This is a genomic window from Parapusillimonas granuli (genome assembly GCF_013416525.1).
GTDB lineage: Bacteria > Pseudomonadota > Gammaproteobacteria > Burkholderiales > Burkholderiaceae_B > Parapusillimonas > Parapusillimonas granuli.
Genome location: NZ_JACCEM010000002.1, coordinates 98,043 through 119,820 on the forward strand (window position 1 = coordinate 98,043; position 21,778 = coordinate 119,820).

Here is a 21,778-nt window from a genome sequence, read left to right on the forward strand (position 1 = left end):
GCTTGCCGTCACTGCCGCCGCGCGCGCCAGCCTTCTTCGCCGCCCCATCCGGCCAGAGGCAGGATGGCGTCGCCCTCCACCCGGCCGGCATAGTGATGCACGCCCGATTCCTTGTAGAGCTGGAAGTGGATTTCATTGCCGCGTATCCAGCCGTCCCGTATCTGGTACCGGGCGGCGCCGCCGGATGCCGCGCCTTCGAAGCGCTGATAGCGCTGGTCGAACTCCAGCGTCAGGTCGTCGCCCTGCCCTTGCTGCAGCGTCCATTTGCCGTGCAGCCTGGCGGGCACCACCCAGAGGTACAGATTGCGGCGCCCCTGGCGTTCGTGCAGGTCGGGGGCCCAGTCGCCCATGTCGAACTGGTGGGACACCACCCGGGTGCCGGCCGGCATGCCGAGCAGCGTGGGCCGCAGCTTCAGGTTGACGTCGGGCAGCAGATACATGGTGACCACGGAGGCGCGGGAAAAGTCCGTGGTGAACAAGTCCTGGACTTCGAAGCTCACCCGGCCCGAGACGCCCGCCCGTTCGGCATTGGCCCGAGCCTCGTCCACCAGCCTGGGATCGATCTCGACGCCGAAGGCGCCCTTGGCGCCGCGGTCGCGCACGGCGGCGATGGCGATGCGGCCGTCGCCGGAACCCAGGTCATAGACGAAATCGGACGCCTGCACATCGGCCAGTTCGAGCATGCGGGCCACGACCGCGCCGGGCGTCTGGACGTAGGGGACGTCGAGTTCGGTATAGGCCGGCGGCGCTTCGGCGCCCGCCCGCGCCTGGCGTTCGGCCCCTTGCGCCGCCGCCCCCATGAAAAACGCCGCGATGGCGACGCCGCCCAATGCCCTTGAAACCCACATATGACGCGCTCCTGTCTGCTTTGATGTTCGATGCCGCGCAAACAAAAAGTTGCCGGCGTAATCAATGGAAATAAAATTCGTGAATCGATCGACGTGGGCTTGGCAAAGCCCATGTATCATTCTACGCGTTGAGCCGTGATTACTGCGGCATGGCGGCGCGCCACCGACCTTGCCACTCCAGGAGACAGCACATGCCTCGCGACGATCATCGGGCCGTAGACGCGACGCCGATCCCCGCCATGGCCGGGGCCGCCGAGGCGGCTGCGCCGAAACCGCTGCTGGGAACGGTGGACGTCATCGCCATCATCACGGGCATCGTCATTGGCGCCGGCATATTCAGCGCGCCGGCCCTGGTCGCCGCCAATTCTTCCAGCGCCGCGCAAATGATGGCCGCGTGGGTGCTGGGCGGGCTGATCTCCCTGGGCGGGGCCTTGTGCTATGCCGAGTTGTCCACTACCCACCCCAGCGCCGGCGGCGAATACCATTTCCTGCGGCTGGCTTTCGGCCACCGGATCAGCTTCCTGTTCGCCTGGGCCCGCCTCACCATCATCCCGACGGGGTCCATCGCCTTGCTGGGCTTCGTGTTCGGCGACTACGCCACCAAGCTGTACGCGCTCGGGCCCTATTCATCGGCCGTCTACGCCGCCGCCATGGTGCTGGCGCTGACCACGCTGAACGTGGTCGGCCTGAAGTCGGGCAAGACCACGCAGAACATCCTGACCCTGCTGGAGGTGCTGGGCGTCCTGCTGATCATCGGCGTCGGGTTCTGGCATGCGCCGCCCACCTCCGGCCTGCCCGATTGGGGCGATGCCGGCAACGTCTCGAACTGGGGCCTGGTGCTGATCTTCGTCATGCTCACCTATGGCGGCTGGAACGAGGCCGCCTATGTGTCGGCCGAAGTGCTGGGGCCCGGCAAGAACCTGCCCCGCGCGCTCGCGATCAGCCTGGCGCTGATCACCACGCTGTACTTCCTGGTGAACTGGGCGTATCTGGCCGTGCTCGGCCTGCCCGCCCTGGGCGCGTCGAGCGCCATTGCGGCCGACATGATGCAGATCGCCCTGGGCCCGGTCGGGGCGGGCATCGTGGCCACGCTGATCGCGGTATCGGCGCTGACTTCCGCGAACGCGACGATACTCACCGGCGCGCGCACCAGCTATGCCTTCGGGCGCAACTCCAGCCTGTTCTCCGCCCTGGGCCATTGGCATGCCGGGCGCAACGCCCCCGTCCGCGCGCTCTGGGTGCAAGCCGCCATCGTGCTGGGCCTGATCCTGGTGGGCGCCCTGACGCGCAGCGGCTTCGCCACCATGGTGGAATACACCGCGCCGGTCTTCTGGCTGTTCTTCGTGCTGACCGGCGTGGCGCTCTTCGTGCTGCGCCGCAAATTTCCCGACCGGGTCCGGCCATACAGCGTGCCGCTGTATCCGCTGCTGCCGCTCGTCTTCTGCGCCACCAGCGCCTATCTCCTGTATGCCAGCGTCCGCCATACCGGCATCGGCGCCCTGGTCGGCCTGTCGGTGCTGGCCGTGGGCGCGCTGCTGTTGCTGACCCGCTCCTCTTCCCCTCCGGTAACGTCGTAGCCTTGTGTCCTTCCTTTCCAAGGAGCCATCATGAAACATGCGCTAAGTGCAGTCGCCGTATCCCTGGGGCTGGGCCTCGTCGCCCTGCCTCCGCCCAGCCAAGCCCAGGCGCAGCCGGGCGGCGCCGCCCAGGCGTCGCGCGAGCCCGACGTCATCTACGTGCCCACTCCGCAGGAAGTCGTCGACGCCATGCTGGAGATCGCCAAGGTCGGCCCCGACGACGTGCTCTACGACCTGGGCTCGGGCGACGGCCGCATCCCGATCACCGCGGCGAAGCGGCACGGCACGCGCGGCGTCGGCATAGACATCGACCCGACCCGCATCCGCGAAGCCCGCGCCAACGCCGAGCAGCAGGGCGTCAGCGACAAGGTCACGTTCATAGAAGGCGATCTGTTCGAGCAGGATTTGTCCAAGGCCACGGTCATCAGCCTGTATCTGCTGCCGACGCTGAACTTGCGGCTGCGCCCCACGCTGCTCAAGCTCAAGCCCGGCACCCGCATCGTTTCCCACGCCTTCGACATGGGCGATTGGGCGCCGGACCAGACCTTGATCGTGAACCAGAAGCGCATCTATTTCTGGACCGTGCCCAAGCGCTGAGCCGGCCGCCGTTCTTTTTCCTTCAACCCTCCGGCGAGCCGCGCAAACCGTTATGATGCACGCTGATCGCGGCTCCTCCATCTTCATTCGAACCAGCGCATGACGACCCATACCGTAAGCACCACCACCCGCCAGGGAAAGGTCATCGGCCTTTACACCGGCCAGGCCAATGTTTTCCGGGCCATTCCTTATGCCGCGGCGCCCGTGGGGCCCCTGCGCTTCGCCCCGCCGGCCCCGCCGGTCCCCTACACCGAACTCGACTGCACCCGGCCCGGGCCGCTGGCGCCGCAGCTGCCCTCGCGCCTCGAAGACGTCATGGGCCCGTTGAACGACCCGCAAGCCGAAGACTGCCTGCACCTGACCATCTGGACGCCGGCGCCGGACAAGCGCAAGCGCCCGGTCGTCGTCTGGCTGCACGGCGGCGCCTGGCAAAGCGGGGGCGGCGCCCCCGACTGGTACTCGGGCGAAAAGCTCGCGGCGCTGGGCGATATCGTGGTGGTCGCGCCCAACTATCGGCTCGCCGCGCTGGGCTGGCTCTACGTGCCCGGCATGCCCGCCAACCTGGGCCTGCTCGACCAGGAAGCCGCCGTTCGATGGGTGGCGGAAAACATCGAGAATTTCGGCGGCGATCCGTCGGCCATCACGCTCATGGGCCAGTCGGCCGGCGGGTCGTGCATCGCCGCCATGCTGGGCCGCAACCCCCTGTTCAGCCGCGCCATTCTTCAAAGCGCCTCGCTGGGCCGCGGCTTCCGGTCCGCCGACGAGGCGGCCGTGCTCGGCCGGAAAGTGCTGGAGGCGGCCGGCGCGCGCAACCTGGAAGAGGCCCGCGCCCTGCCCTGCCAGGACCTGCTGCGCGCCCAGCGCGCGCCCGCCGTCCTGGAGGCCCTCAAGAGCGATGAGATCGGCCGCGCCCTGTTCTGCCCGGTCGTGGACGGGGACGTGATCACCGGCCACATGGACGACATCCGCCGCAGCAGCGCCGGCAAGGCCGACGTCCTCATCGGCTATACGCGCAACGAAATGGCGGCCTTTCCGAACGTGCACATCGACGACGCCAGCCAGGCGGCGGGCGACCGGGTGTTCGGCGCGCCGTCCCGCGCCTGGGCCGAGGCGGCGCGCGCGCAGGGGCGGTCGGCATGGGCCTACCGGTTCGACCATGCGCCCACCGAGCGCTATGGCGCATGCCATTGCATCGAGCTGCCCTTCGTCTTCGGCACGCTCGACGCCTTCGGCGCCGCGCCCATGCTCGCCGGCACCACGGCGGACGACGCCGCGCGCCTCACGCGGAAAATCCAGTCCAACTGGATAAAATTCATACGCGAAGGGGCGGCCGACTGGCCGCCCTTCCCGCATCTCGAAATCCTGGCCTGACCCCATTCCAATTTGCATTCCAGTTCCATTCCAATTTCCGGAGACCCGCCTTGCTCAAGAACGTCCTACGCTGTCTGCTCCTGGCCACCACGGCCTGCTTCGGCACCGCCGCCCTTGCGGCCTACCCTGAACGGCCGGTGACCATCATCGTGTCGAACCCGCCGGGCGGCCCGGTGGACGTCATGCTGCGCATCGTCGCGAACCGGCTCAGCTCGAAATGGGGCCAGCCGGTCATCGTCGAAAACAAGCCGGGCGCCTCGGGCATCATCAGCACCCGCAGCATCGTCGAAGCGCCGGCCGACGGCTACACGCTGGGCATGGTGGTGGCCTCCGCCGTCACCATCATGCCGTTCACGGTGAAGTCGCTGCCATTCGATCCGGTCAAGGACCTGACCCCGATATCCCTGGTCGCCCGCACGCCCTTCATATTCATCGTGTCCAAAGACAGCCCCCTGAAGACCTGGCGGGATTTCGTCGACGCGACCAAGGCGCGCGACGTCTCCATCGGCTCGTTCACCGTCGGCACGGCTTTCCACCTGGTCTGGGAACAGACTTCCAGGCGCGCCGGCATCACGGCGCTGTACGTGCCGTCTTCCTCGTCCGGCAAGACCCAGAACGATCTGCTCGGCGGCCAGCTCGATATCGCGCTGGACGCCCCGTCCAGCGCCAAGGGCCTGATCGACGGCGGCCGGGTCCGCGCGCTGGCCATCACCAGCCCCAGCCGCTTCTCCGGCCTGCCCGACGTGCCCACGCTGAACGAATCGGGGCTCGAAGGCTATTCGTCCCAGCCCTGGATCAGCCTCATGGGGCCGGCCGGGCTGCCGCGCGAGCGGGTGCTGGAAATCCAGCAGACCGTCGCCGGCATCCTGAAGGAGCCCGCGCTTCAAGAGCAATTGGCCAACCTGGGCATGATTCCCATCGGCAGCAGCCCGGAGGAACTGGCGAAGACCATCGCCGAGGACCGCGCCGCCATGGAGCCCTTGATCAAAGAGCTGGACATCAAGCTGCAGTAACGGTCCGGGCGCCCCGTCCGCCCGGGGCGCGCCGAGTCAAGCGCCGGTGTCGGCGTCGCCCCGGGTCAGGAAGATCAGCACGAGGATGAGCGTGGTGGCGAAGCGGAACGCGGATTCCTGCCCGTTCCACTGCGGCGACATCCACATGCCGAACCATTCGCCGCCGATCGCCATGAAGCCCACTTGCCACAGCACGAAGCCCAGGACCAGCCCCACGACGGCGGTGTTCTTGGATTTGTCGAACTCCGCGGCGGACGCCCGCAAGCGGCGCCCCATGCGCCAGGCGCCCAGCCAGCAGATGGCGGCGGTCAGTATCTCCGCCAGGATGATGAGCCCATAAAGGGCGTGCTGGGCGGTCGGCGATTCGATGGCGCGGTAGCGGATGGCCGAATCCGGAAAAATGGTGTCCATGGCCAGCACGTGCCGCACGAAGGCGAGATTGCTGCCGTAGTCGGTGAGGTTGCCGAAGGCCACCAGCGTTACATAGAACGCCATCGAGGCAACCAGCAACAGCTTGGCATATCGGATCGTCATCGCGCCCCTCTCCGTGAAAAAATCATTTTTCGTTACAATACCACGCCATACCCGTCCCCACACTCTTGCCCACACAGCCTCGGCCCCGCCGGCACCTATCCCATGTCCGTCTCCAATATGACCTCCAGGCGTGCCAGGGCGCAACAGCTCACCCTCGGGGTCGCCCTGCTGGTACTGGCCGCCATCGTCGTCGCGCATTTGTGGACGGAATACCACCGCGCCCGGAAAAGCGAAGAAGAAAGGCTGGCGACCCAATCCACCATCATCGCCCAGAACATCGAACTGCATCTGGCCAGCACCAACCAGGCCCTGGAATCGATACTGGCCTATGCGCAGAGCCAGGACGTGATGGCGCAGATCGCCTATCTCAAGTCCATGGTGAGCGCCATGCCGGGCGTGGGCACCGCGGGGGTGCTCGACCACACCGGGCGCCAGACGGCGTCCAGCCGGCCCGAGCACATCGGATCCGACTTCAGCCGTCGCGAATACTTCAAGACGGTGCAGCGGGCGCCCGCCGCCAAGACGCTGTACGTGTCGGAACCCTATGTCAGCGCGGCCAACGTCTATTCGGTGAACTTGAGCCGCGCCATCATCAAGCCCGACGGCAACTTCAAAGGCATGGCCTATGCCACGCTGAACACCGAGTATTTCGATACGCTCCTGAAGTCCGTCCTGTACGCGCCCGACATGTGGGCCGCCATCGTGCATTCCGACGGCCTCCCCTTCCTGCGGCGTCCGCGCAGCGCCGGAGGCGACCACCAGCACAGCCTGGACAACGCCGTGTTCATGCGCCACCTGCGCAGCGGCAAGCACAGCTCGGTCATGTACGACCGTCCGGCGTCCCATCCCCAGACCCAGGTGGTGGCGCTGCGCACCGCCTACGCCGGCGAGCTGCACATGGACGACGCCCTGATCATCGCGACCGGGCGCGACACCGGCGTGGTCCTGGCTCCCTGGAAGCGCCTGGCGCTGCTGGAAGCGGGGCTGTTCATACTGATTTCCATCGCGGCCGTGATCTGTCTGCTGGTGTACCAGGTGCGGCAGCATCTTTTCGATGAAAAAGAGGCCATGGCGCAGAAGGCGCTGCGCGCCAAGGACGAGGACTACCGCCTGATCGTGGAAGGCACCACCGACCTGGTGGTGAAAATGGACATCCAGGGCCGCTACACCTATGTGAACCCCGCGTTCTGCGAGCTCTACGGCGCCGAGCCCGCGGCGCTGCTGGGCAGGCATTTCCTGAGCATGGGCGGCGGGAACGACGCGGACGCCGCCGCCATCCACCTGGACGACGTGCTGAATCCTCCGTACTTCATCCGCTATCGGCAGCGCAGCGACACCGCGAAAGGCTTGCGCGACATCGAATGGCTGGCCCGCCCCCTATGGGGCGACGGCGACGCCCCGCAAGGCATCGTCAACATCGGGCGCGACATCAGCCAGCATGTGGAGACCATGAACCGGCTGCAGCTGCTGGCGCACCGGGACGGGCTGACCAACCTGCCCAACCGCAACCACTTCATGGCGACGGGCGACGCGGAAGTGCTGGCCGCCCGGCGGCACGGGCACCCGCTGTCGGTCATGATGCTGGACGTGGACCACTTCAAATCCATCAACGACACCTACGGCCATCATGCCGGCGACCAGGTCTTGAAGGCCCTGAGCGACATTCTGCACGCGGGCAACCGCATACAGGACGTCGCGGGCAGGCTGGGCGGCGAAGAATTCGCCGTGCTGCTGCCGCATGCCAATCTTGCCAATGCCTTGTCGATCGCCGAGCGCGTGCGCGCCGCCATCGCCGAAAACGGCACGGTCACGGCCAAGGGGGAAGTCATCCGGTTCACGGCATCGATCGGGGTGGCGTCGCTGCGCGACGGCATCGAGAGCTTCGAACAGTTGCTGCAGATGGCCGACGAGGGGCTGTACGAGGCCAAGCGGGCCGGCCGCGACAGCGTGCGGACCGTTCAGGACACGGTGCCGGACCATGCCCGGCCGATGGCGCCGGAATCGAGCAGCTGCCCCAGTTGATGGGCCGGCAGCGGCTTGCTGAACAGGTAGCCCTGCAATTCGTCGCAACGCTCGCGTTCCAGGAAGGCTTTTTGTTCGGCCGTCTCCACCCCCTCGGCGACCACGATCAGCTCCATGCTGTGCGCCAGATCGATGATGGCCTTCACGATGGACGCGTGCCCGGCTTCGCCCGGGATGTCGCGTATGAAAGTCTGGTCGATCTTGAGCTCGTGGATGGGGAAGCTCTTCAAGTAGTTGAGGCTGGAATAGCCGGTTCCGAAGTCGTCGATGGACAGGCGCACGCCCAGGTCGCACAGGCCTTGCAGCGTGCGCGACACTTTTTCGGGGTTTTCCATCAGCATGCTTTCAGTGATTTCGAGATCCAGGGCGTCCGCGGGGCAGTCGGCGTCGCGCAGCGCCTGCGCCACCACTTGCACGACGTCCCGGTTCTTGAGCTGCGCCGCCGACAAGTTGACGGCCACGCGGAAGCCGTCCCGCCCCTCGCGGCGCCAGCCGGCGGCCTGCTTGCAGGCGGTGGCCAGCACCCAGTCGCCGATGGGGATGATGAGGCCCGATTCTTCGGCGATGGGGATGAATTCGGCGGGCGAGATCATGCCGCCCCCGGCCGGGAACCACCTGATCAGGGCTTCGACCCCGACCACGCGCCCGCTGCGGGCCTCCAGCTTGGGCTGGTAGTGCAGCTGGAATTCGTTCCGGTCCAGCGCCTGGCGCAGGCCGTTGGTGAGATACATGCGCTGCGCGTTCCGCGCGCTGAGTTCTTCGGTGTAGAACTGGAAGTTGTTGCGCCCGCATTCCTTGGCCCGATACATGGCCGCATCGGCGTGCTTCAGCATGGCCTCGCCGTTGTCTCCGTCGGCGGGAAACAGGGCGATGCCGATGCTCGCGCCCGTGTAGAACTCGCCGTCGTCAAAGCGGATGACCCGCGACAGGCTGGCCAGGATCGCCTGCGCGCGCCGGGCGACGCCGTCTTCCGTGGCCACGTCGGGCATCACCATGACGAACTCGTCGCCGCCCGGCCGGGCGACGGTGTCGGCCGCGCCGGCCAGCGCCTGCAGCCTGCGCGCGACCTCCACCAGCACGGCGTCGCCGGCCTTGTGCCCGAGGCTGTCGTTCGCGTTCTTGAAGCGGTCCAGGTCGATATACATGACGGCCACGGCGCTGCCGTTCTGTTCGGCGCGCCGCAGTTCGTGGGCCAGCCGGTCCTGCAGCAGCACGCGGTTGGGCAGCTGCGTCAGCGGGTCCTGGCAGGCCAGCATGGCGAGCTCCTGCTCCATGAGCTTGCGCTGCGAGATGTCTTCCAGCACCAGGACGAGGCCCATGCGCAGCCCGCCGTCCATCAGGCACGAGACCGTGACGCCGGCCCAGACGATATGGCCGTCTTTGTGCAGATAGCGCCGTTCCCGGCGATAGCCTTCGAGCTTCCCGGCCAGCACGCTGGCCACCATGGCATGCGCGCTCGCCTTTTCCTCGGGATGGGCAAATTCGGCCATGCGGCGGCCGAGCAGTTCTTCGGGCCGATAGCCCAGGATCTCGCAGAACTTGGCATTGACGCGCGACAGCCTGCCGTCCGGCATGGTCTGGGCCAGCCCCACGGCGGCATAGTCGAAGGTCATGCGGTAGCGGTCTTCGATTTCAGCCAGCTGCGCCCGGGCTTCCAGTTTTTCGCTGACGTCCTCCGCCATGGCGAGCAGCAGCTTCTTGCCCCGGTAGCGGATGCAGGTCAATGAAAAATTCAGGTGCACCACCGCCGCGCCCCGCTGCATGGCGACGAATATGCCGCTGTTGCCGGATTCGGTCGCCAGGGCCTCGACCGCCGCATTCTGCAGCAGGCTGCTCTTGACCAGGGTGAACAACGGCATGCCCACGCCCGAGACGTCGTCGTCCATCAGGAACATGGCGCGCATTGCGGGATTCATGGACAGGATCAGCAGGTTCTCGCTGATCATCATCAGGCCGCTGGGCATGGTGGCGACGATCTGCTCCGCGTACTCCTTGTGCTCCAGGATTTCCTCGGTGTCGGCCTGGAAGTAGGTGTCCAGCGCCAGGGAGATGTCGAAGCACACCACCTTGATGAGCGCATTGCAGGTGGCCAGGAATTCGTCGGGATCGTCGCCCAGCAGTTCCCACAGCAGCCTCTGCATTTCGGCGACGTACTTGCGGTACGCGCCCAGATACCACTTGGGTTCGATGCCGATGCGCTGATGCACCAGCCCCACGCGCAGGCGGTCGCGAACGTAATCCGCGCCGTAATCGCCCGCCATCAGGCTATGGAAGTAGGCGCTCTGGACGTGCTTGAGCCGCGCCAGCTGTTCGTCCGCCCCCAGCAGCTTCCTTAGCTGGTCGAAGCTGGTCAGGTGGTCGTAGAAGGCGTCGGCCAGGCGATGGTAATGCCCCCGCAGCCTTTCGTTGACCAGGCGCAGACGGCGCGCGTCGTCGTCCGTGAGCTCCAGGAATTGCTTGCGTTCGGCGAGCTCACGGTGGTCGAGACCGATTTCGATTGCAAGCCGCTCTACTTTTTGATCCAGGTCGCGCATCGTATCCACCCAATGTTGCTTGCCGCACGGTCGTATGGCCGGCGCAACGCTTCGTCGTAGAACGCTTGGCCATTGAGGCCATATCCCCGCTGCACTCTAATTTATATATCAGGACGCGACGAATAAGGGTTACCACCAGCGCATTGGATCGGGGCGCTCAGGGCAAATTGACGACGACGTTGCCGACGGTCTGGCCGGCCTCGACGGCCTGGTGGGCGCGCACGATGTCCTCCAGCGAGAACGATGCGCCCACGACGTGCTGCAGGCGGCCGTTCTGCAAGAGCGCGTTGATGCCCTGGATGGCGGCCGCGCGCTCGGCCGGACGCAGTTCGTAGACCAGGAAGAAATGCAGGCTGATGGACCGGGGCAGCCAAGCGCCGAAATCGAAGGCGATGCCTTCGCGCACGTTGGAGCCGTAGGACACCACCACGGCGTGGTGGGCGACCGCGCCCGCCGACACCAGCTTGGTCGTGGATGAAAAATCGAGGTCGACCACGCCGTCGACGCCCTGGCCGCCGGTGCAGGCCAGGATTTGCTCGGCCACCTTGCCGTTCTTGTACAGGATGACGTCGGAAACCCCGATGCGCGCCAGCAAGGCGGCTTTGTCGGCCGAGCCGACGGTGGCGATGACCCGGGCGCCCTTGATCATGGCGAATTGCGCGGCGTAGAAGCCCACGCCCGAGGCGGCGCCGGTGACCAGGATATTCTTGCCCTGGAGCTCGCCCAGCAGTTCGACCGCATGGAAGGCCGTCATGGCCGGAATGCCCAGGCAGGCGGCTTCGTCGAATTCGATCCAGTCGGGCAGGGGGACGGCCTGTTCGGAGGGCAGTGCGATGTATTGCGCCGCCGTGCCCATGGACCGCCGCCATTGCCCGTTCCATATCCATACGCGTTTGCCGATGCGGTCCGGCGCGACGCCTTCCCCGACCTGGTCGATCACGCCCGCGCCGTCGCTGTGCGGCACGATGAACCCCGACTGGACGGGACGGCTTCCGGCCCGGGACTTGACGTCGGAGGGATTCACCCCCGACGTGTGGAGCCTGACCCTGACCTCGCCGGGGCCCGGCGTGGGATCGGGCAGGTCCCCGACTTCGAGGACGTCTTCCGCTTTTCCGTTCTTGGAATACCAGGCTGCGCGCATGTGTTTTCTCCGCAAGGTTTGCCGTGCCTGCGATTTTAGCCGCATGCGGCCCGCGTCAGGAACCTCGGAACACGGGCGCGCGCTTTTCCAGGAAGGCCAGCCTCGCTTCCTTCGCATCGTCCGTCTTGGCGATGGCGGCGGTCATGTCCTGTTCGTAGCGATAGCCGTCGCGCAGGCTCATGTCTTCGATGGCGTTCAGCGTCTGTTTGGCGAGCACGGTGGACAGCGGGCTCTTGGAGGCGATTTCCCGCGCCAGTTCGAGCGCGCGGTCCAGGACTTCTTCCACCGGCACGCTGGCCTCGACCACGCCCAGGCGATAGAGTTCGTCGCCATCGACCCGCAAGCCCGTCAGCATCATGCGGCGCAGGCGGGAATGGCTGAACAGCCGCATGCCGTGGCGCCCGCCGCCCAGCAGGCCCACGTTGATTTCAGGCAGACCGACCACCGCGGTCCGGGCGGCGACCAGGATGTCGCAGGAGGCGACGATGGCCAGCCCCGCGCCGAGCGCGGCGCCGTTGATCGCGCCGACGACCGGCTTGGAGCATTCCCGTATGGCGTGGAAGCATTCCCGCGTGCGGCGGGAATGCTGGGGCAGATCGCCCGGCCCCTTGATGGTTTCCCCGCGCGACTTCAGGTCCGCCCCGGCGCAGAACACCTTGCCTTCGCCCGTGAGCACCACGGCGCGCACGTCGTCGGATTCGGAGATGCGGTCCAGCGCCAGCGTGAGCTCGTTCATCAGGGTGGTGCTCAGGGCGTTGACCGGCGGGTTGGCAAGGCGCAGCACGGCCACGTGGCCGATGCGTTCGATCTTGAGTTCGGTGTAATCGTCATGCATGTCGTCTATCCTTGTTGCGTGGGATTGGGCGCGCCGCTCAGACCACCTTGCGGCGGCGCAGGCTTTCGATTTCTTCGCTGGAAAAACCCAGGCCGCCCAGGACTTCGTCGGTGTGCTGGCCCAGCAGCGGCGGCGGGGTGTCGGTCTTCAGGGGCGCGCGCGCAAAGCGCAGCGGGCTCATCACCTGCGGCACGGTGCCGGCCAGGGGATGCGGCAGATGGCGCAGCATTTCCCGATGCACGACTTGCGGCTCGTTGAACACTTCGGGGATGCTGTTGATCGGGCCCGCCGGAATGCCGGCCTCTTCCAGCCTGGCAAGCCAGTGCTCCCGGTCCTGCGACAGGAAGGCGGCGTCGAGTATCGGGTCAAGCGCCGACTGGTTCATCACGCGCTTGCCGTTGGTGATGAAACGCTCGTCGTCCTTCAGTTCGGGGTGGCCCAGCACGTCGCACAGCGCCTGGAACTGCCCGTCGTTGCCCACCACCAGCACGATCTGCCCGTTGCGGCAATCGAAGATTCTTTGCGGCTGGATGTTGGGATGCGCCGTGCCGGTGCGCTTGGGCGTGTTGCCCGACAGCAGGTAGTTCATGGCCTGGTTGGCCAGCAGGCCGACCTGCACGTCCAGCATCGCCAGGTCGATGTGGTCGCCCTGGCCGGTCTGGCTGCGGCCCACCAGGGCCGCCATGATGGCCACCGCGCCGTATACGCCGGTAACCAGGTCCACGATGGGCACGCCGACCTTCTGCGGCCCGCCGCCCGGCTTGTCGTCGCGTTCGCCGGTCACGCTCATCAGCCCGCCCATGGCCTGGATCAGGAAGTCGTAGGCGGGAAGCTTGCTGCGCGGGCCGGTCTGGCCGAAGCCGGTGACCGAGCAATAGATGATGCCGGGGTTGATGGCAGCGAGGTCTTTGTAGCCCAGCCCCAGGCGGTCCAGCGTGCCGACCTTGTAGTTCTCCAGGACCACGTCGCATTGCGCCGCCAGCTTCTTGACGATTTCCTGGCCTTCGGGGGTCTGGAGGTCGAGCGTGATGGAACGCTTGCCGCGATTGGCCGCGATGAAGTAGCCGCCCTCTTCCGTATTGCCGCCGTCGGCGCGCTTCAGGAAGGGGGGCCCCCAGGCGCGGGTGTCGTCGCCGCGCCCGGGGCGTTCGACCTTGATGACATCGGCGCCCAGATCCGCCAGGATCTGGCTGCTCCACGGACCCGCCAGCACACGGCTCAGATCGAGCACGCGAATATGCGATAACAAAGGCAGCACTGCAATTCTCCTGTTTTCCATGCGGCCAGCGGCCGCCATGCACACGAACGGAGTCTAGGGCAAGCATGGCCTTCGCGCCAGCGAAGCGCAGGCAATCCAGATATGCCCTTATCGTTATATCCGCGCCCGATTAACAGAATGCGCAACTCTGGTTTACGTGTTTGCCCCCTGACCCTTGCGGGCATTTGCCCCTACACTGGCCCGGTCAATCGGAATCACGCGGACAATCGGGGAATCATGCAAGCAAGCAGTCAAAACGAACGACGGCAGATGGAACAGGCTTTCGCGGACAGCGCCCGCGACTTCCTGCGCGCCGTTTCACCGCCGGCGCGCCTACGGGCGCTGCGCGACACCGTTCCGGGCTACGAGCGGGAAGTCTGGCAAAAAATGGCGGAAGCCGGCTGGACCGGCCTGCTGGCGCCGGAAGAGCTGGGAGGCCTGGAACTGGGCCTGGGCGCCGCGGCCGCCATCGCGACCGAAATCGGCAGGAATCTCCTGCCCGAACCCTATCTGCCCACGGCCATCCACGCGGCCGCCGCGCTGGCGGCGCTGCCCGCCTCGGCCTTGCGCGATGAATTGCTGGCCGGGCTGGCGGCGGGCACGCGGGTCGTGGGACTGGCCTGGCAGGAATCCCACGGCGGCGCGCCGACGGCCGGCCAGATCGCCGGCACGCGCGCCGATGCGCACGGCGGCTCGACCGCCATATCGGGCGCCAAGCAATGGGTGTACCCCGCCGTCGCCGACGGCTGGCTGGTGTTCTGCGGCGGCAGCGCCGCGGGCGTCCATTGGGTGCCGGCCGCTACCGCCGGGCTGCGCGTCGACACGCATGCGCGGGTCGACGGCTCGCTGGCCGCCACCCTGAACCTGGACCAGGCCATGGTGCCGTCGGGCAACCGGCTGGCCGACGCCGAAGCGGCGGAACGGGCGCTGCAGCATGCCCACGGCTGCGCGCGCGCCGTCCAGGCCGCCGAACTGCTGGGCATCGCCGAACAGGCGTTCCAGGCCACGCTCGACTATCTCAAGACGCGCGTGCAGTTCGGCAAGCCGATAGGCAGCAATCAAGCCTTGCAGCACCGCATGGTGGACGCCCGCCTGCAGGTGGAGCTCGCCGGCGCGGTGCTGCGGGAATTCCTCGACCAACCGCCCGAGGACGCCGGGCGGTTCGCCGCGGGCAGCGGGCGGGTCAAGGCGCGCTGCGCGCATGCTGCCCTGCTCATGACGCGGCTGGCGATCCAGTTCCACGGAGCGATCGGCTATACGGACGAACTGGACGTGGGCCTTTATCTGAAACGCGCCCTGCATCTCGCGGGCTGGCTGGGCGGCGTGCAGGAATGCCGCCGGCTGGCCTATTCGGGCGCCGGCGCCGGCGAGGGGGAAGCGGAAACCCGCGCCGAGCCCATGGACGCCGGCCAGGACACGGACTGGAACCGCGTGCCCGAGCCGGTCTTTCGCGCCACCATACGGCGCTTCCTCAAAGAGAACTACCCCGACGCCCTGCGCAACCCGCCCAAGCGCCTGCACTGGGCCGACCTCAAGGACTGGTACCTGGCGCTGTCGCGCCAGGGATGGATCGCGCCCGCCTGGCCGCGCGAACACGGCGGCATGGGGCTGGACCCCGACAAGCTGATCGCCTTCATCGAAGAAATGGAGGCCTACGGCGTGGCCCGCACGCCCGACCAGGGCATCATCAACATCGGTCCCGTGCTGATCAAGTACGGCACCGAGGCGCAGCGCAGCAAATACCTGCCCAAGATCATCTCGGGCGAGAACATATGGTGCCAGGGGTATTCCGAGCCCAACGCCGGTTCCGACCTTGCCTCGCTGCGCACCGAAGCCGTCCTGGAAGGCGATCACTTCATCGTGAACGGCCAGAAGATCTGGACGACGCTCGCCCAGGACGCCACCCATATCTTCATGCTGGTCCGCACGGACAAGACCGTGAAGAAGCAGGCCGGCATCAGCTTCCTGCTGGCCGACATGAAGTCGCCCGGCATCACCGTCCGGCCGATCCGCAACATCGGCGGCGAGGAAGAGTTCTGCGAAGTCTTCTTCGACCACGTCAAGGTGCCGAAGGAGAACCTGGTCGGCGCATTGAACCAGGGCTGGACCATCGCGAAAGCGCTGCTGGACTTCGAGCGCATCTTCGTCGGCAGTCCCAACCAGGCCCGCTACGCATTGAACCAGCTGCGCCTGCTGGGCGAGGCGCGGGACCTGTTCGCGGACCAGGCCTTCGCCGACCGGTACGTGGCGTCCATGCTCGACGTCGAGGACCTGCAGTCGCTGTACGCCGGCTATGCCGACATCGTGAAGCGCGGCGAGCCGTTGCCGCCCAGTGTTTCGCTGTTGAAGATCTGGGCCACGGAAACCTATTCGCGCATCGCCATGGAAGTCGTCGAGGCCGCGCAGGAAAACGGCGGCGACGCCGCCACGCTATGGGTGGGCGATACGCAGATCACGCCTTGCGCCCGGCTCTACAACTCCGCCATCACGACGATCTACGGCGGCACGAACGAAATTCAACGCAACATCCTTGCAAAACAGGTTCTGGGACTACCCACCTGAACCATCGGAGACTCACCATGAAAACCCTGAAGCAAACCCTCTTGGCCTTTACGCTCGCCGCCGTCGGCGCCGGCGCCGCCCTGGCGCAGGACGCCGGCGGCTATCCCAACCAGCCCATACGCATGGTCGTGCCTTTCGCGCCCGGCGGCGGCGCCGACCTGACGGCGCGCATGGTGGCCGAGCCCCTGGCCAAGGAGCTGGGCCAGAGCATCATCATCGAGAACAAGCCGGGCGGCGGCGCGACCGTGGGCGCCCGCATCGTGGCCGACGCGAAACCCGACGGCTACACCGTGCTGTACACGACGCCCGGCCCGCAGCTGACCAACCCCTATCTGATGAAAAGCCTGCCTTATGATCCGAACAAGGATCTGAAGCCGGTGTCGCGCATCGCCATCGTGCCCAGCGTGCTGGTCGTCAACAAGACCGTGGGCGTCAAGAGCGTCAAGGAACTGATCGAGAAGGCCAAGAAGGAGCCGCACAGCATCCGCTTCGCCAGCGCCGGCATCGGCGCCTCCAGCCATCTGTCCGGCGAGCTCTTCAAGGTCATGACGGGCGCGCAGATCGACCACGTGCCCTATCGCGGCACCGGCCCCGCCATGCAGGACCTCGTGGGCGGCCGCGTGGAAATGGCCATCGACAGCCTGACGGTCTACATGCCCTTCATCGAGTCCGGCGACCTGATCCCGCTGGGCGTCGCCACGATCAAGCCGCTGGACGCCCTGCCCGGCGTGCCGCCCATCGCCGACGACCTGCCCGGCTTCGATTCATCGCCGGTCAACTACTTGAGCGTTCCCGGCGGCACGCCCGACGCCATCGTCCAGAAGCTCAACACCGCGCTCAACAAAGTGCTCAGCCAGCCCGAGCTCAAAGAGCGCATGCTGAAGGCCGGCCTGCTGCCCGAAGGCAACACCGCCGCCGAAATGCAGGCGCTGGTCGTGAGCGAACAGGCCAAGTGGAAGAAGGTGATCGAGGTGTCCGGCGCGAAGATAGACTGATGCGCGCCGGCGGGGCCGGGGCCTTTCGGGGCATCGGCAGGCCCTAGCCCTCCGCTTCCCCCGCGTCCGGCTCCGCGGGGGTTCTGTCGCCCGACGACCAGAACACCGCGGTCTCGGGCAACTGGCCTATTTCACGGATGGCCATGGCCACGGACCGCGCGGCGTAGGACGGCGGGTGCGCGCTGGTCGTCGCCAGGACGATCTTGCGTTCGATCACCGGGTTCACGATGCGGGCGGCCTGCAGCTGGCCGCTTTCCAGTTCCGACGAGATCGCGAGCCGCGGCAGCACCGTATAGGCGCCCCCCTTGGCGACTATGGCTTTTTGCAGCTGCGTGGAATCCGCCTCGACGATGATGTCCAGCGCCACCTTTTCCCTGCGCGCCAGCTTGTCGAGCGTGGTGCGCACGCCGCTGGGCGCGCTGGGCAGCACCAGGGGCAGGCCGTCCAGCTGGGCGAACTCCACCGATGCGCGGCGCGTGAGGCGGTCCCCCGCCGGACCCACCAAACAGGAATCGGCCGCGATCAGGCATTCGCTGCCCGACACCGCCGCCCCATACCGGTACGGCAGGCCGATGTCGATGTGGCCGGTCAGCAGCCATTGGTCGATCTGCCCCGCCGAGCCTTCGAAGATCTGCAGGCGTATGCCGGGATAGCGCTTGCGCAGCAGGAAGAACAGGGGCACGATGAAAATCATGTAGAGCGAGGGCAGCACGCCGATGCGGACGTCGCCGAAGGGCAGGCCCGAGGTGGCCGTGATCTGGTTGGTGAGCGCTTCGGATTCGCCCAGCACGCGCTCCACCTGCGGCAGGCTGCGCGCGCCCAGTTCGGTAAGCGTCATGCCGCGCCCGGTGCGGTCGAACAAGCGGCCCTTGCATTCCGCCTCGAGCCTGGCGATCTGGCGGCTGATGGCCGGCTGCGGCATGCCCAGCGAAGCGGCCGCGGCTTTCAGGCTGCCGCTCTTCGCGACCGTGACGAATATTCGCAGGCGATTGAGATCCCACTGAATTTTCCAGGGTTCAGACATGACGCAAATTGCAATTCTGGTTTATGTGGCGCAGGGCTGGTCCGCCCCTATGGCGCATCTTATACTGGCCCGGAAGTTTTTCAAAACTTGACAAAGCACGAACGGCCCGCAGCGGCCACGCTTGCGCGCCGTCCCGGCCTCCGCAGCGGCGCCGCCCCGGCGCGGGCGGTTCACCCCATAATCAGAGGACACAAATGTTCAAACGTATCGCAAGCGCCCTGGCCTTGGCCATGCTGGCGTCCACGGCGGCGGCCGCCGACTTTCCCGCCAAACCCGTTCAGATGGTGGTGCCCTATTCCCCCGGCGGGCTCACCGACAACCTGGCCCGCCGCTATGCCGACAAATTGTCGGAAGCCTGGAAGCAGCCCGTGGTGGTGGAAAACAAGCCCGGCGCGGGCTCGTCCATCGGCGCCGCCGCCGTGGCGCGTTCCGCGCCCGACGGCTACACGATGCTGCTGGGCAGCGTCGGCATGGTGACCAACCACATGCTGCTCAAGAAGATGCCGTACGAGCCCAGCCAGCTGGTGCCGCTGGCCTTGGTGGCCCTGGCGCCCAATGTGTTGTATATCCATCCCTCCATCCCGGCGAACAACGTGAAGGAATTCGTCGAATACGCCAAGAAGAACCCCGGCAAGGTCAGCTTCGCCTCGTCCGGCGTGGGCTCCAGCCCGCACCTGGCCGCCGAGCTGTTCGCGTCCAAGACCGGCATCGACGCCATCCAGGTCCCCTACAAGGGCACCGGGCCCGCCATCGCCGACTTCCTGGGCGGGCAGGTCAACGCCTACTTCGACACCATGCAGTCCATGAAGTACGCCAAGGACGGCTCGATCCGCGCCCTGGGCGTCACCACGGAAAAACGCATCGCCGACGCCCCGGACCTGCCCACCATCGAAGAATCGGGCGTGGCTTCCGGCGTGATTTCCAGCAGCTGGTTCGGCTTCTTCGTGCCCGCCGCAACCCCGGCCGACGTGCAGAAACGCATCGTGGACACCTTGCGCGGCATCGCGCAGGACCAGGGCATGAAGGTGGTGGTTTCGGAAATGGGCCTCGTCCCCGACTTCCAGGACCAGACGCAGTTCAAGCAGTTCATACAGAGCGAAACCGCCAAGTGGGGTGAAGTCATACGCAGTCAGAATATTTCCATCCAGTAACAGCTGGCGAAAAACTTATCGTATAGCATGGTGAAACGCCTGCTCCAGGCGCTCTGAAAGGAGTCACCATGCGTACCGGAACCTCTCTGTTTCTGCTGCTGTTGAGCGCCGGGCTGTCCAGCCCGGCCTTCGCTGAAGCGCCCAAGACGCAAAACGGCCACTTCATCGATTCCGACGGCGCCACGCTGTACATTTTCGACAAGGACACCCGCGGCAAAAGCGCCTGCAACGCCGCCTGCGCGAAGAACTGGCCTCCGGCGCTGGTCGGGCAGGACGATGTGGCGAGCGGGGATTGGACTTTCGTGGAAAGCCACGACGGCAAGCCTCAGTGGGCGTACAAGGGCAGGCCTTTGTACCGCTATGCCAAGGACGCCAACCCCGGCGATACCACCGGGGACGGCGTCGGTGGCGTCTGGCATTTGGCCAAGCCTTGATGCGCGGGCCGCTGCCGGCTCGATTGTTTGCCGCCACGCCCGCTCGTCCGGTTCTCGAGCCGGCCCGCCGAAGGCCGAAGGGAGGCGCCGAGCCGCTTAAGCGATAGAATCTCCTACTCCAGACGAAGAGTAGGAGGTTCCCGCATGCGATTCAGCCTGCGTCAAATGGAGGTGTTTCGCGCCGTCATGCTGACAGGCTCGATCAAGGGTGCGTCGCGGCTGCTCTTCACCTCGCAGCCGGCCCTCAGCCGCATCGTGGCGCATACCGAGCTCACGCTCGGGCTGACCCTGTTCAACCGGGTCAAAGGCAAGCTCGTTCCCACCCCCGAGGCCGAGGCGCTGTACAACGAAATCGACCAATGCTACCAGCAGCTGCTGCGGGTGGACGATTTCGCCCGCGGATTGGCCAGCGGCCCGTCGGGCGTATTGAACCTGGCATGCAGCCCGGCGCTCAGCCGGGGGCTGGTGGCCGCCGCGGTCACCCGCTTCGTGCAGCGGTATCCGAACATCCAGGTGAACTACTCCCTGACGCTATTGAACAGCATGGCGCAGGACGTGCTGAGCAACAAGGTCGACTTGGCGATTTCGGTCCTGCCCATCGACCACCCCAATCTGCGGGTGACCACGTTCGCAAAAGGCCGCATGGTCTGCGTGGTGCCGCGCGGGCACGAGCTTGCCCAGCGGGACAGCGTGTCCATCGCCGATCTGGCGCGCTTTCCCCTGATTGCGCACCACCCGGGCATTCCCTTCGGCCAGCTGGTGTCGGCGGCGTTCCAGAAAGCAAACGTCGAACTGCAAGCCTCCATCTACATACACCAGACCGACATCGCCTGCAGCCTGGTGCGCATGCACGCCGGAATAGCCATGATCGACCAGTTCACCGCGCAAAGCATGGCCTGGCCGGACATCCAGGTGATTCCCCTGGTGGAACGCATAGAGCTCAATCCCAGCATCGTTCGATCCGCGTTCGACACGGGCAAGAGCCACGCCGGAAAATTCATCGAATTGCTTCTGAAGATGCAGAAGGAAGCCGGGCTCGCCGTATGATCCGCCGGCTGCGATAGACGATCGCGCCGCCTCGCCTCGCGATTAACCTGAAGCTATATCCCGCCCTTGAATTAGCACTCGTAGGGCGCACGGCCTGTTCCTACAATCCCCACCTGTGAATCCATACGGAAACGCTGAAAATCACAGGAGACTGAAAATGAAGCGACGCCTCTTCACCGCTATGTTGTGCGCCTTGCCCATGCTGGCATGGGGCGCCTACCCCGAGAAGCCGGTCCGGCTGATCGTGCCGTTCACGCCCGGCAGCATCACCGACGTGGTGGCGCGCGCGCTCGCAAAAGGCCTGGACGCCGAACTGGGGCAATCGGTCGTGGTCGAGAACCGCGCCGGCGCCAACGGCATCGTGGGTACGGTTGCGGCGATGAATTCCCCGGCGGACGGATACACCCTGTTCATGGTCGGAGTCACCACGGGCGCCAGCAATGTCAGCGCCTTCAAATCGCTGCCCTACGACCCCCGCAAGGATTTCGAACCGATAGGCCTGGTGGCCGATGCGCCGTTCATGCTCGTCTCGCGCAGCGACCTGCCCGTCAAGAGCGTGCAGGACCTGATCGACTATGCCAAGGCAAACCCCGGAAAGCTGTCTTACGGGTATGGATCGGGATCCGCGCAATTGTGCGCCGCTCAGGTCGTGTCCATGGGCGGCTTCACAGCCACGCCGGTGGGGTACCGGGGCGTGCCGCAAGCCATGACGGATCTGATGGGCGGCGTGCTGGATTTCACGATTGCCGATATGGTCAATGGCTTGCAGCAATCGCGCGCGGGGGCAAGGTGTTCACCGCCGCCGGCTTGACCCCCCCGTAGCGCGGGGCGGTGG

18 protein-coding genes are annotated in these 21,778 nt (G+C 66.3%); 11 read left to right on the plus strand and 7 right to left on the minus strand.

Annotated elements, in window-relative coordinates; genetic code table 11:
* Nucleotides 1-8: 8 nt before the first annotated feature.
* Nucleotides 9-848: a methyltransferase domain-containing protein gene (locus H0A72_RS03195; RefSeq protein ID WP_180153627.1), complete on the minus strand. Its 840-nt coding sequence runs from the start codon at nucleotides 846-848 to the stop codon at nucleotides 9-11.
* A gap of 191 nt (nucleotides 849-1,039) precedes the next feature.
* Between H0A72_RS03195 and H0A72_RS03200 the strand changes: the two genes are divergently transcribed.
* The 4 genes from H0A72_RS03200 (at nucleotide 1,040) to H0A72_RS03215 (ending at nucleotide 5,406) form a co-directional block, all read left to right on the plus strand.
* Nucleotides 1,040-2,425, plus strand: coding sequence for an APC family permease (locus H0A72_RS03200; protein WP_180153628.1), 1,386 nt, complete (start codon nucleotides 1,040-1,042; stop codon nucleotides 2,423-2,425).
* A 30-nt stretch (nucleotides 2,426-2,455) separates the two neighbouring features.
* Nucleotides 2,456-3,022 (plus strand): SAM-dependent methyltransferase, encoded by a 567-nt coding sequence (locus tag H0A72_RS03205; RefSeq protein ID WP_180153629.1) that lies wholly within the window; start codon nucleotides 2,456-2,458, stop codon nucleotides 3,020-3,022.
* Between the two features lie 99 nt (nucleotides 3,023-3,121).
* Entirely contained in the window at nucleotides 3,122-4,393 is a 1,272-nt protein-coding gene (locus H0A72_RS03210; RefSeq protein ID WP_180153630.1) for a carboxylesterase/lipase family protein, read from the plus strand.
* A 50-nt stretch (nucleotides 4,394-4,443) separates the two neighbouring features.
* A complete protein-coding gene (locus tag H0A72_RS03215) occupies nucleotides 4,444-5,406 on the plus strand; it encodes a Bug family tripartite tricarboxylate transporter substrate binding protein (RefSeq protein ID WP_246436761.1) in 963 nt (320 codons plus the stop codon).
* Between the two features lie 36 nt (nucleotides 5,407-5,442).
* Here H0A72_RS03215 and H0A72_RS03220 read toward each other — a convergent pair whose 3' ends face one another.
* Nucleotides 5,443-5,940, minus strand: a complete 498-nt coding sequence (locus H0A72_RS03220; protein WP_180153631.1) for a DUF2165 family protein — start codon at nucleotides 5,938-5,940, stop codon at nucleotides 5,443-5,445.
* A 102-nt stretch (nucleotides 5,941-6,042) separates the two neighbouring features.
* Here H0A72_RS03220 and H0A72_RS03225 point away from each other — a divergent pair, with 102 nt between their 5' ends.
* A complete protein-coding gene (locus H0A72_RS03225; RefSeq protein WP_180153632.1) occupies nucleotides 6,043-7,962 on the plus strand; it encodes a sensor domain-containing diguanylate cyclase in 1,920 nt (639 codons plus the stop codon).
* On the opposite strand, the gene H0A72_RS03230 is transcribed toward H0A72_RS03225, so the two are convergent.
* The 4 genes from H0A72_RS03230 to H0A72_RS03245 form a co-directional block, all read right to left on the minus strand.
* Entirely contained in the window at nucleotides 7,899-10,496 is a 2,598-nt protein-coding gene (locus H0A72_RS03230) for an EAL domain-containing protein (RefSeq protein ID WP_246436788.1), read from the minus strand. The two genes, H0A72_RS03225 and H0A72_RS03230, sit on opposite strands and share 64 nt — an antisense overlap.
* A gap of 157 nt (nucleotides 10,497-10,653) precedes the next feature.
* Nucleotides 10,654-11,637 carry an NADPH:quinone reductase gene (locus H0A72_RS03235; protein ID WP_180153634.1) on the minus strand — a complete coding sequence of 328 codons (984 nt, stop codon included), beginning with the start codon at nucleotides 11,635-11,637 and terminating at the stop codon, nucleotides 10,654-10,656.
* Between the two features lie 55 nt (nucleotides 11,638-11,692).
* Nucleotides 11,693-12,472, minus strand: coding sequence for an enoyl-CoA hydratase/isomerase family protein (locus tag H0A72_RS03240; protein ID WP_180153635.1), 780 nt, complete (start codon nucleotides 12,470-12,472; stop codon nucleotides 11,693-11,695).
* A 37-nt stretch (nucleotides 12,473-12,509) separates the two neighbouring features.
* A complete protein-coding gene (locus H0A72_RS03245) occupies nucleotides 12,510-13,730 on the minus strand; it encodes a CoA transferase (RefSeq protein WP_180153636.1) in 1,221 nt (406 codons plus the stop codon).
* A gap of 237 nt (nucleotides 13,731-13,967) precedes the next feature.
* On the opposite strand from H0A72_RS03245, the gene H0A72_RS03250 reads away from it, so the two are divergent.
* Nucleotides 13,968-16,292: an acyl-CoA dehydrogenase family protein gene (locus H0A72_RS03250; RefSeq protein WP_180153637.1), complete on the plus strand. Its 2,325-nt coding sequence runs from the start codon at nucleotides 13,968-13,970 to the stop codon at nucleotides 16,290-16,292.
* A 17-nt stretch (nucleotides 16,293-16,309) separates the two neighbouring features.
* The gene (locus H0A72_RS03255) at nucleotides 16,310-17,287 is read left to right on the plus strand and encodes a Bug family tripartite tricarboxylate transporter substrate binding protein (RefSeq protein WP_180153638.1); all 978 of its coding nucleotides are present in this window, start codon (nucleotides 16,310-16,312) and stop codon (nucleotides 17,285-17,287) included.
* A 43-nt stretch (nucleotides 17,288-17,330) separates the two neighbouring features.
* Here the strand turns inward: H0A72_RS03255 and H0A72_RS03260 are convergent, their stop codons facing one another.
* Nucleotides 17,331-18,311 carry a LysR family transcriptional regulator gene (locus H0A72_RS03260; RefSeq protein ID WP_180153639.1) on the minus strand — a complete coding sequence of 327 codons (981 nt, stop codon included), beginning with the start codon at nucleotides 18,309-18,311 and terminating at the stop codon, nucleotides 17,331-17,333.
* Between the two features lie 194 nt (nucleotides 18,312-18,505).
* On the opposite strand from H0A72_RS03260, the gene H0A72_RS03265 reads away from it, so the two are divergent.
* The 4 genes from H0A72_RS03265 to H0A72_RS03280 all read left to right on the plus strand — a co-directional run bounded on the left by H0A72_RS03265 (nucleotide 18,506) and on the right by H0A72_RS03280 (nucleotide 21,754).
* A complete protein-coding gene (locus tag H0A72_RS03265; RefSeq protein ID WP_180153640.1) occupies nucleotides 18,506-19,462 on the plus strand; it encodes a Bug family tripartite tricarboxylate transporter substrate binding protein in 957 nt (318 codons plus the stop codon).
* A 68-nt stretch (nucleotides 19,463-19,530) separates the two neighbouring features.
* Nucleotides 19,531-19,896 carry a COG4315 family predicted lipoprotein gene (locus H0A72_RS03270; RefSeq protein WP_180153641.1) on the plus strand — a complete coding sequence of 122 codons (366 nt, stop codon included), beginning with the start codon at nucleotides 19,531-19,533 and terminating at the stop codon, nucleotides 19,894-19,896.
* A 144-nt stretch (nucleotides 19,897-20,040) separates the two neighbouring features.
* Complete coding sequence (locus H0A72_RS03275; protein WP_180153642.1) at nucleotides 20,041-20,943, plus strand: LysR substrate-binding domain-containing protein; 903 nt, start codon at nucleotides 20,041-20,043, stop codon at nucleotides 20,941-20,943.
* A gap of 157 nt (nucleotides 20,944-21,100) precedes the next feature.
* Entirely contained in the window at nucleotides 21,101-21,754 is a 654-nt protein-coding gene (locus tag H0A72_RS03280; RefSeq protein ID WP_180153643.1) for a Bug family tripartite tricarboxylate transporter substrate binding protein, read from the plus strand.
* Nucleotides 21,755-21,778 lie beyond the last annotated feature (24 nt).

What these genes read in the sequence shown, in the direction of transcription:
- H0A72_RS03235 (WP_180153634.1), bottom strand. Translation starts at nt 11,637, where the DNA reads ATGCGCGCAGCCTGGTATTCCAAGAACGGAAAAGCGGAAGACGTCCTC.
- H0A72_RS03265 (WP_180153640.1), top strand. Translation starts at nt 18,506, where the DNA reads ATGTTCAAACGTATCGCAAGCGCCCTGGCCTTGGCCATGCTGGCGTCC.
- H0A72_RS03275 (WP_180153642.1), top strand. Translation starts at nt 20,041, where the DNA reads ATGCGATTCAGCCTGCGTCAAATGGAGGTGTTTCGCGCCGTCATGCTG.
- H0A72_RS03220 (WP_180153631.1), bottom strand. Translation starts at nt 5,940, where the DNA reads ATGACGATCCGATATGCCAAGCTGTTGCTGGTTGCCTCGATGGCGTTC.
- H0A72_RS03205 (WP_180153629.1), top strand. Translation starts at nt 2,456, where the DNA reads ATGAAACATGCGCTAAGTGCAGTCGCCGTATCCCTGGGGCTGGGCCTC.
- H0A72_RS03230 (WP_246436788.1), bottom strand. Translation starts at nt 10,496, where the DNA reads ATGCGCGACCTGGATCAAAAAGTAGAGCGGCTTGCAATCGAAATCGGT.
- H0A72_RS03270 (WP_180153641.1), top strand. Translation starts at nt 19,531, where the DNA reads ATGCGTACCGGAACCTCTCTGTTTCTGCTGCTGTTGAGCGCCGGGCTG.
- H0A72_RS03225 (WP_180153632.1), top strand. Translation starts at nt 6,043, where the DNA reads ATGTCCGTCTCCAATATGACCTCCAGGCGTGCCAGGGCGCAACAGCTC.
- H0A72_RS03200 (WP_180153628.1), top strand. Translation starts at nt 1,040, where the DNA reads ATGCCTCGCGACGATCATCGGGCCGTAGACGCGACGCCGATCCCCGCC.
- H0A72_RS03280 (WP_180153643.1), top strand. Translation starts at nt 21,101, where the DNA reads ATGAAGCGACGCCTCTTCACCGCTATGTTGTGCGCCTTGCCCATGCTG.
- H0A72_RS03255 (WP_180153638.1), top strand. Translation starts at nt 16,310, where the DNA reads ATGAAAACCCTGAAGCAAACCCTCTTGGCCTTTACGCTCGCCGCCGTC.
- H0A72_RS03240 (WP_180153635.1), bottom strand. Translation starts at nt 12,472, where the DNA reads ATGCATGACGATTACACCGAACTCAAGATCGAACGCATCGGCCACGTG.
- H0A72_RS03195 (WP_180153627.1), bottom strand. Translation starts at nt 848, where the DNA reads ATGTGGGTTTCAAGGGCATTGGGCGGCGTCGCCATCGCGGCGTTTTTC.
- H0A72_RS03210 (WP_180153630.1), top strand. Translation starts at nt 3,122, where the DNA reads ATGACGACCCATACCGTAAGCACCACCACCCGCCAGGGAAAGGTCATC.
- H0A72_RS03260 (WP_180153639.1), bottom strand. Translation starts at nt 18,311, where the DNA reads ATGTCTGAACCCTGGAAAATTCAGTGGGATCTCAATCGCCTGCGAATA.
- H0A72_RS03250 (WP_180153637.1), top strand. Translation starts at nt 13,968, where the DNA reads ATGCAAGCAAGCAGTCAAAACGAACGACGGCAGATGGAACAGGCTTTC.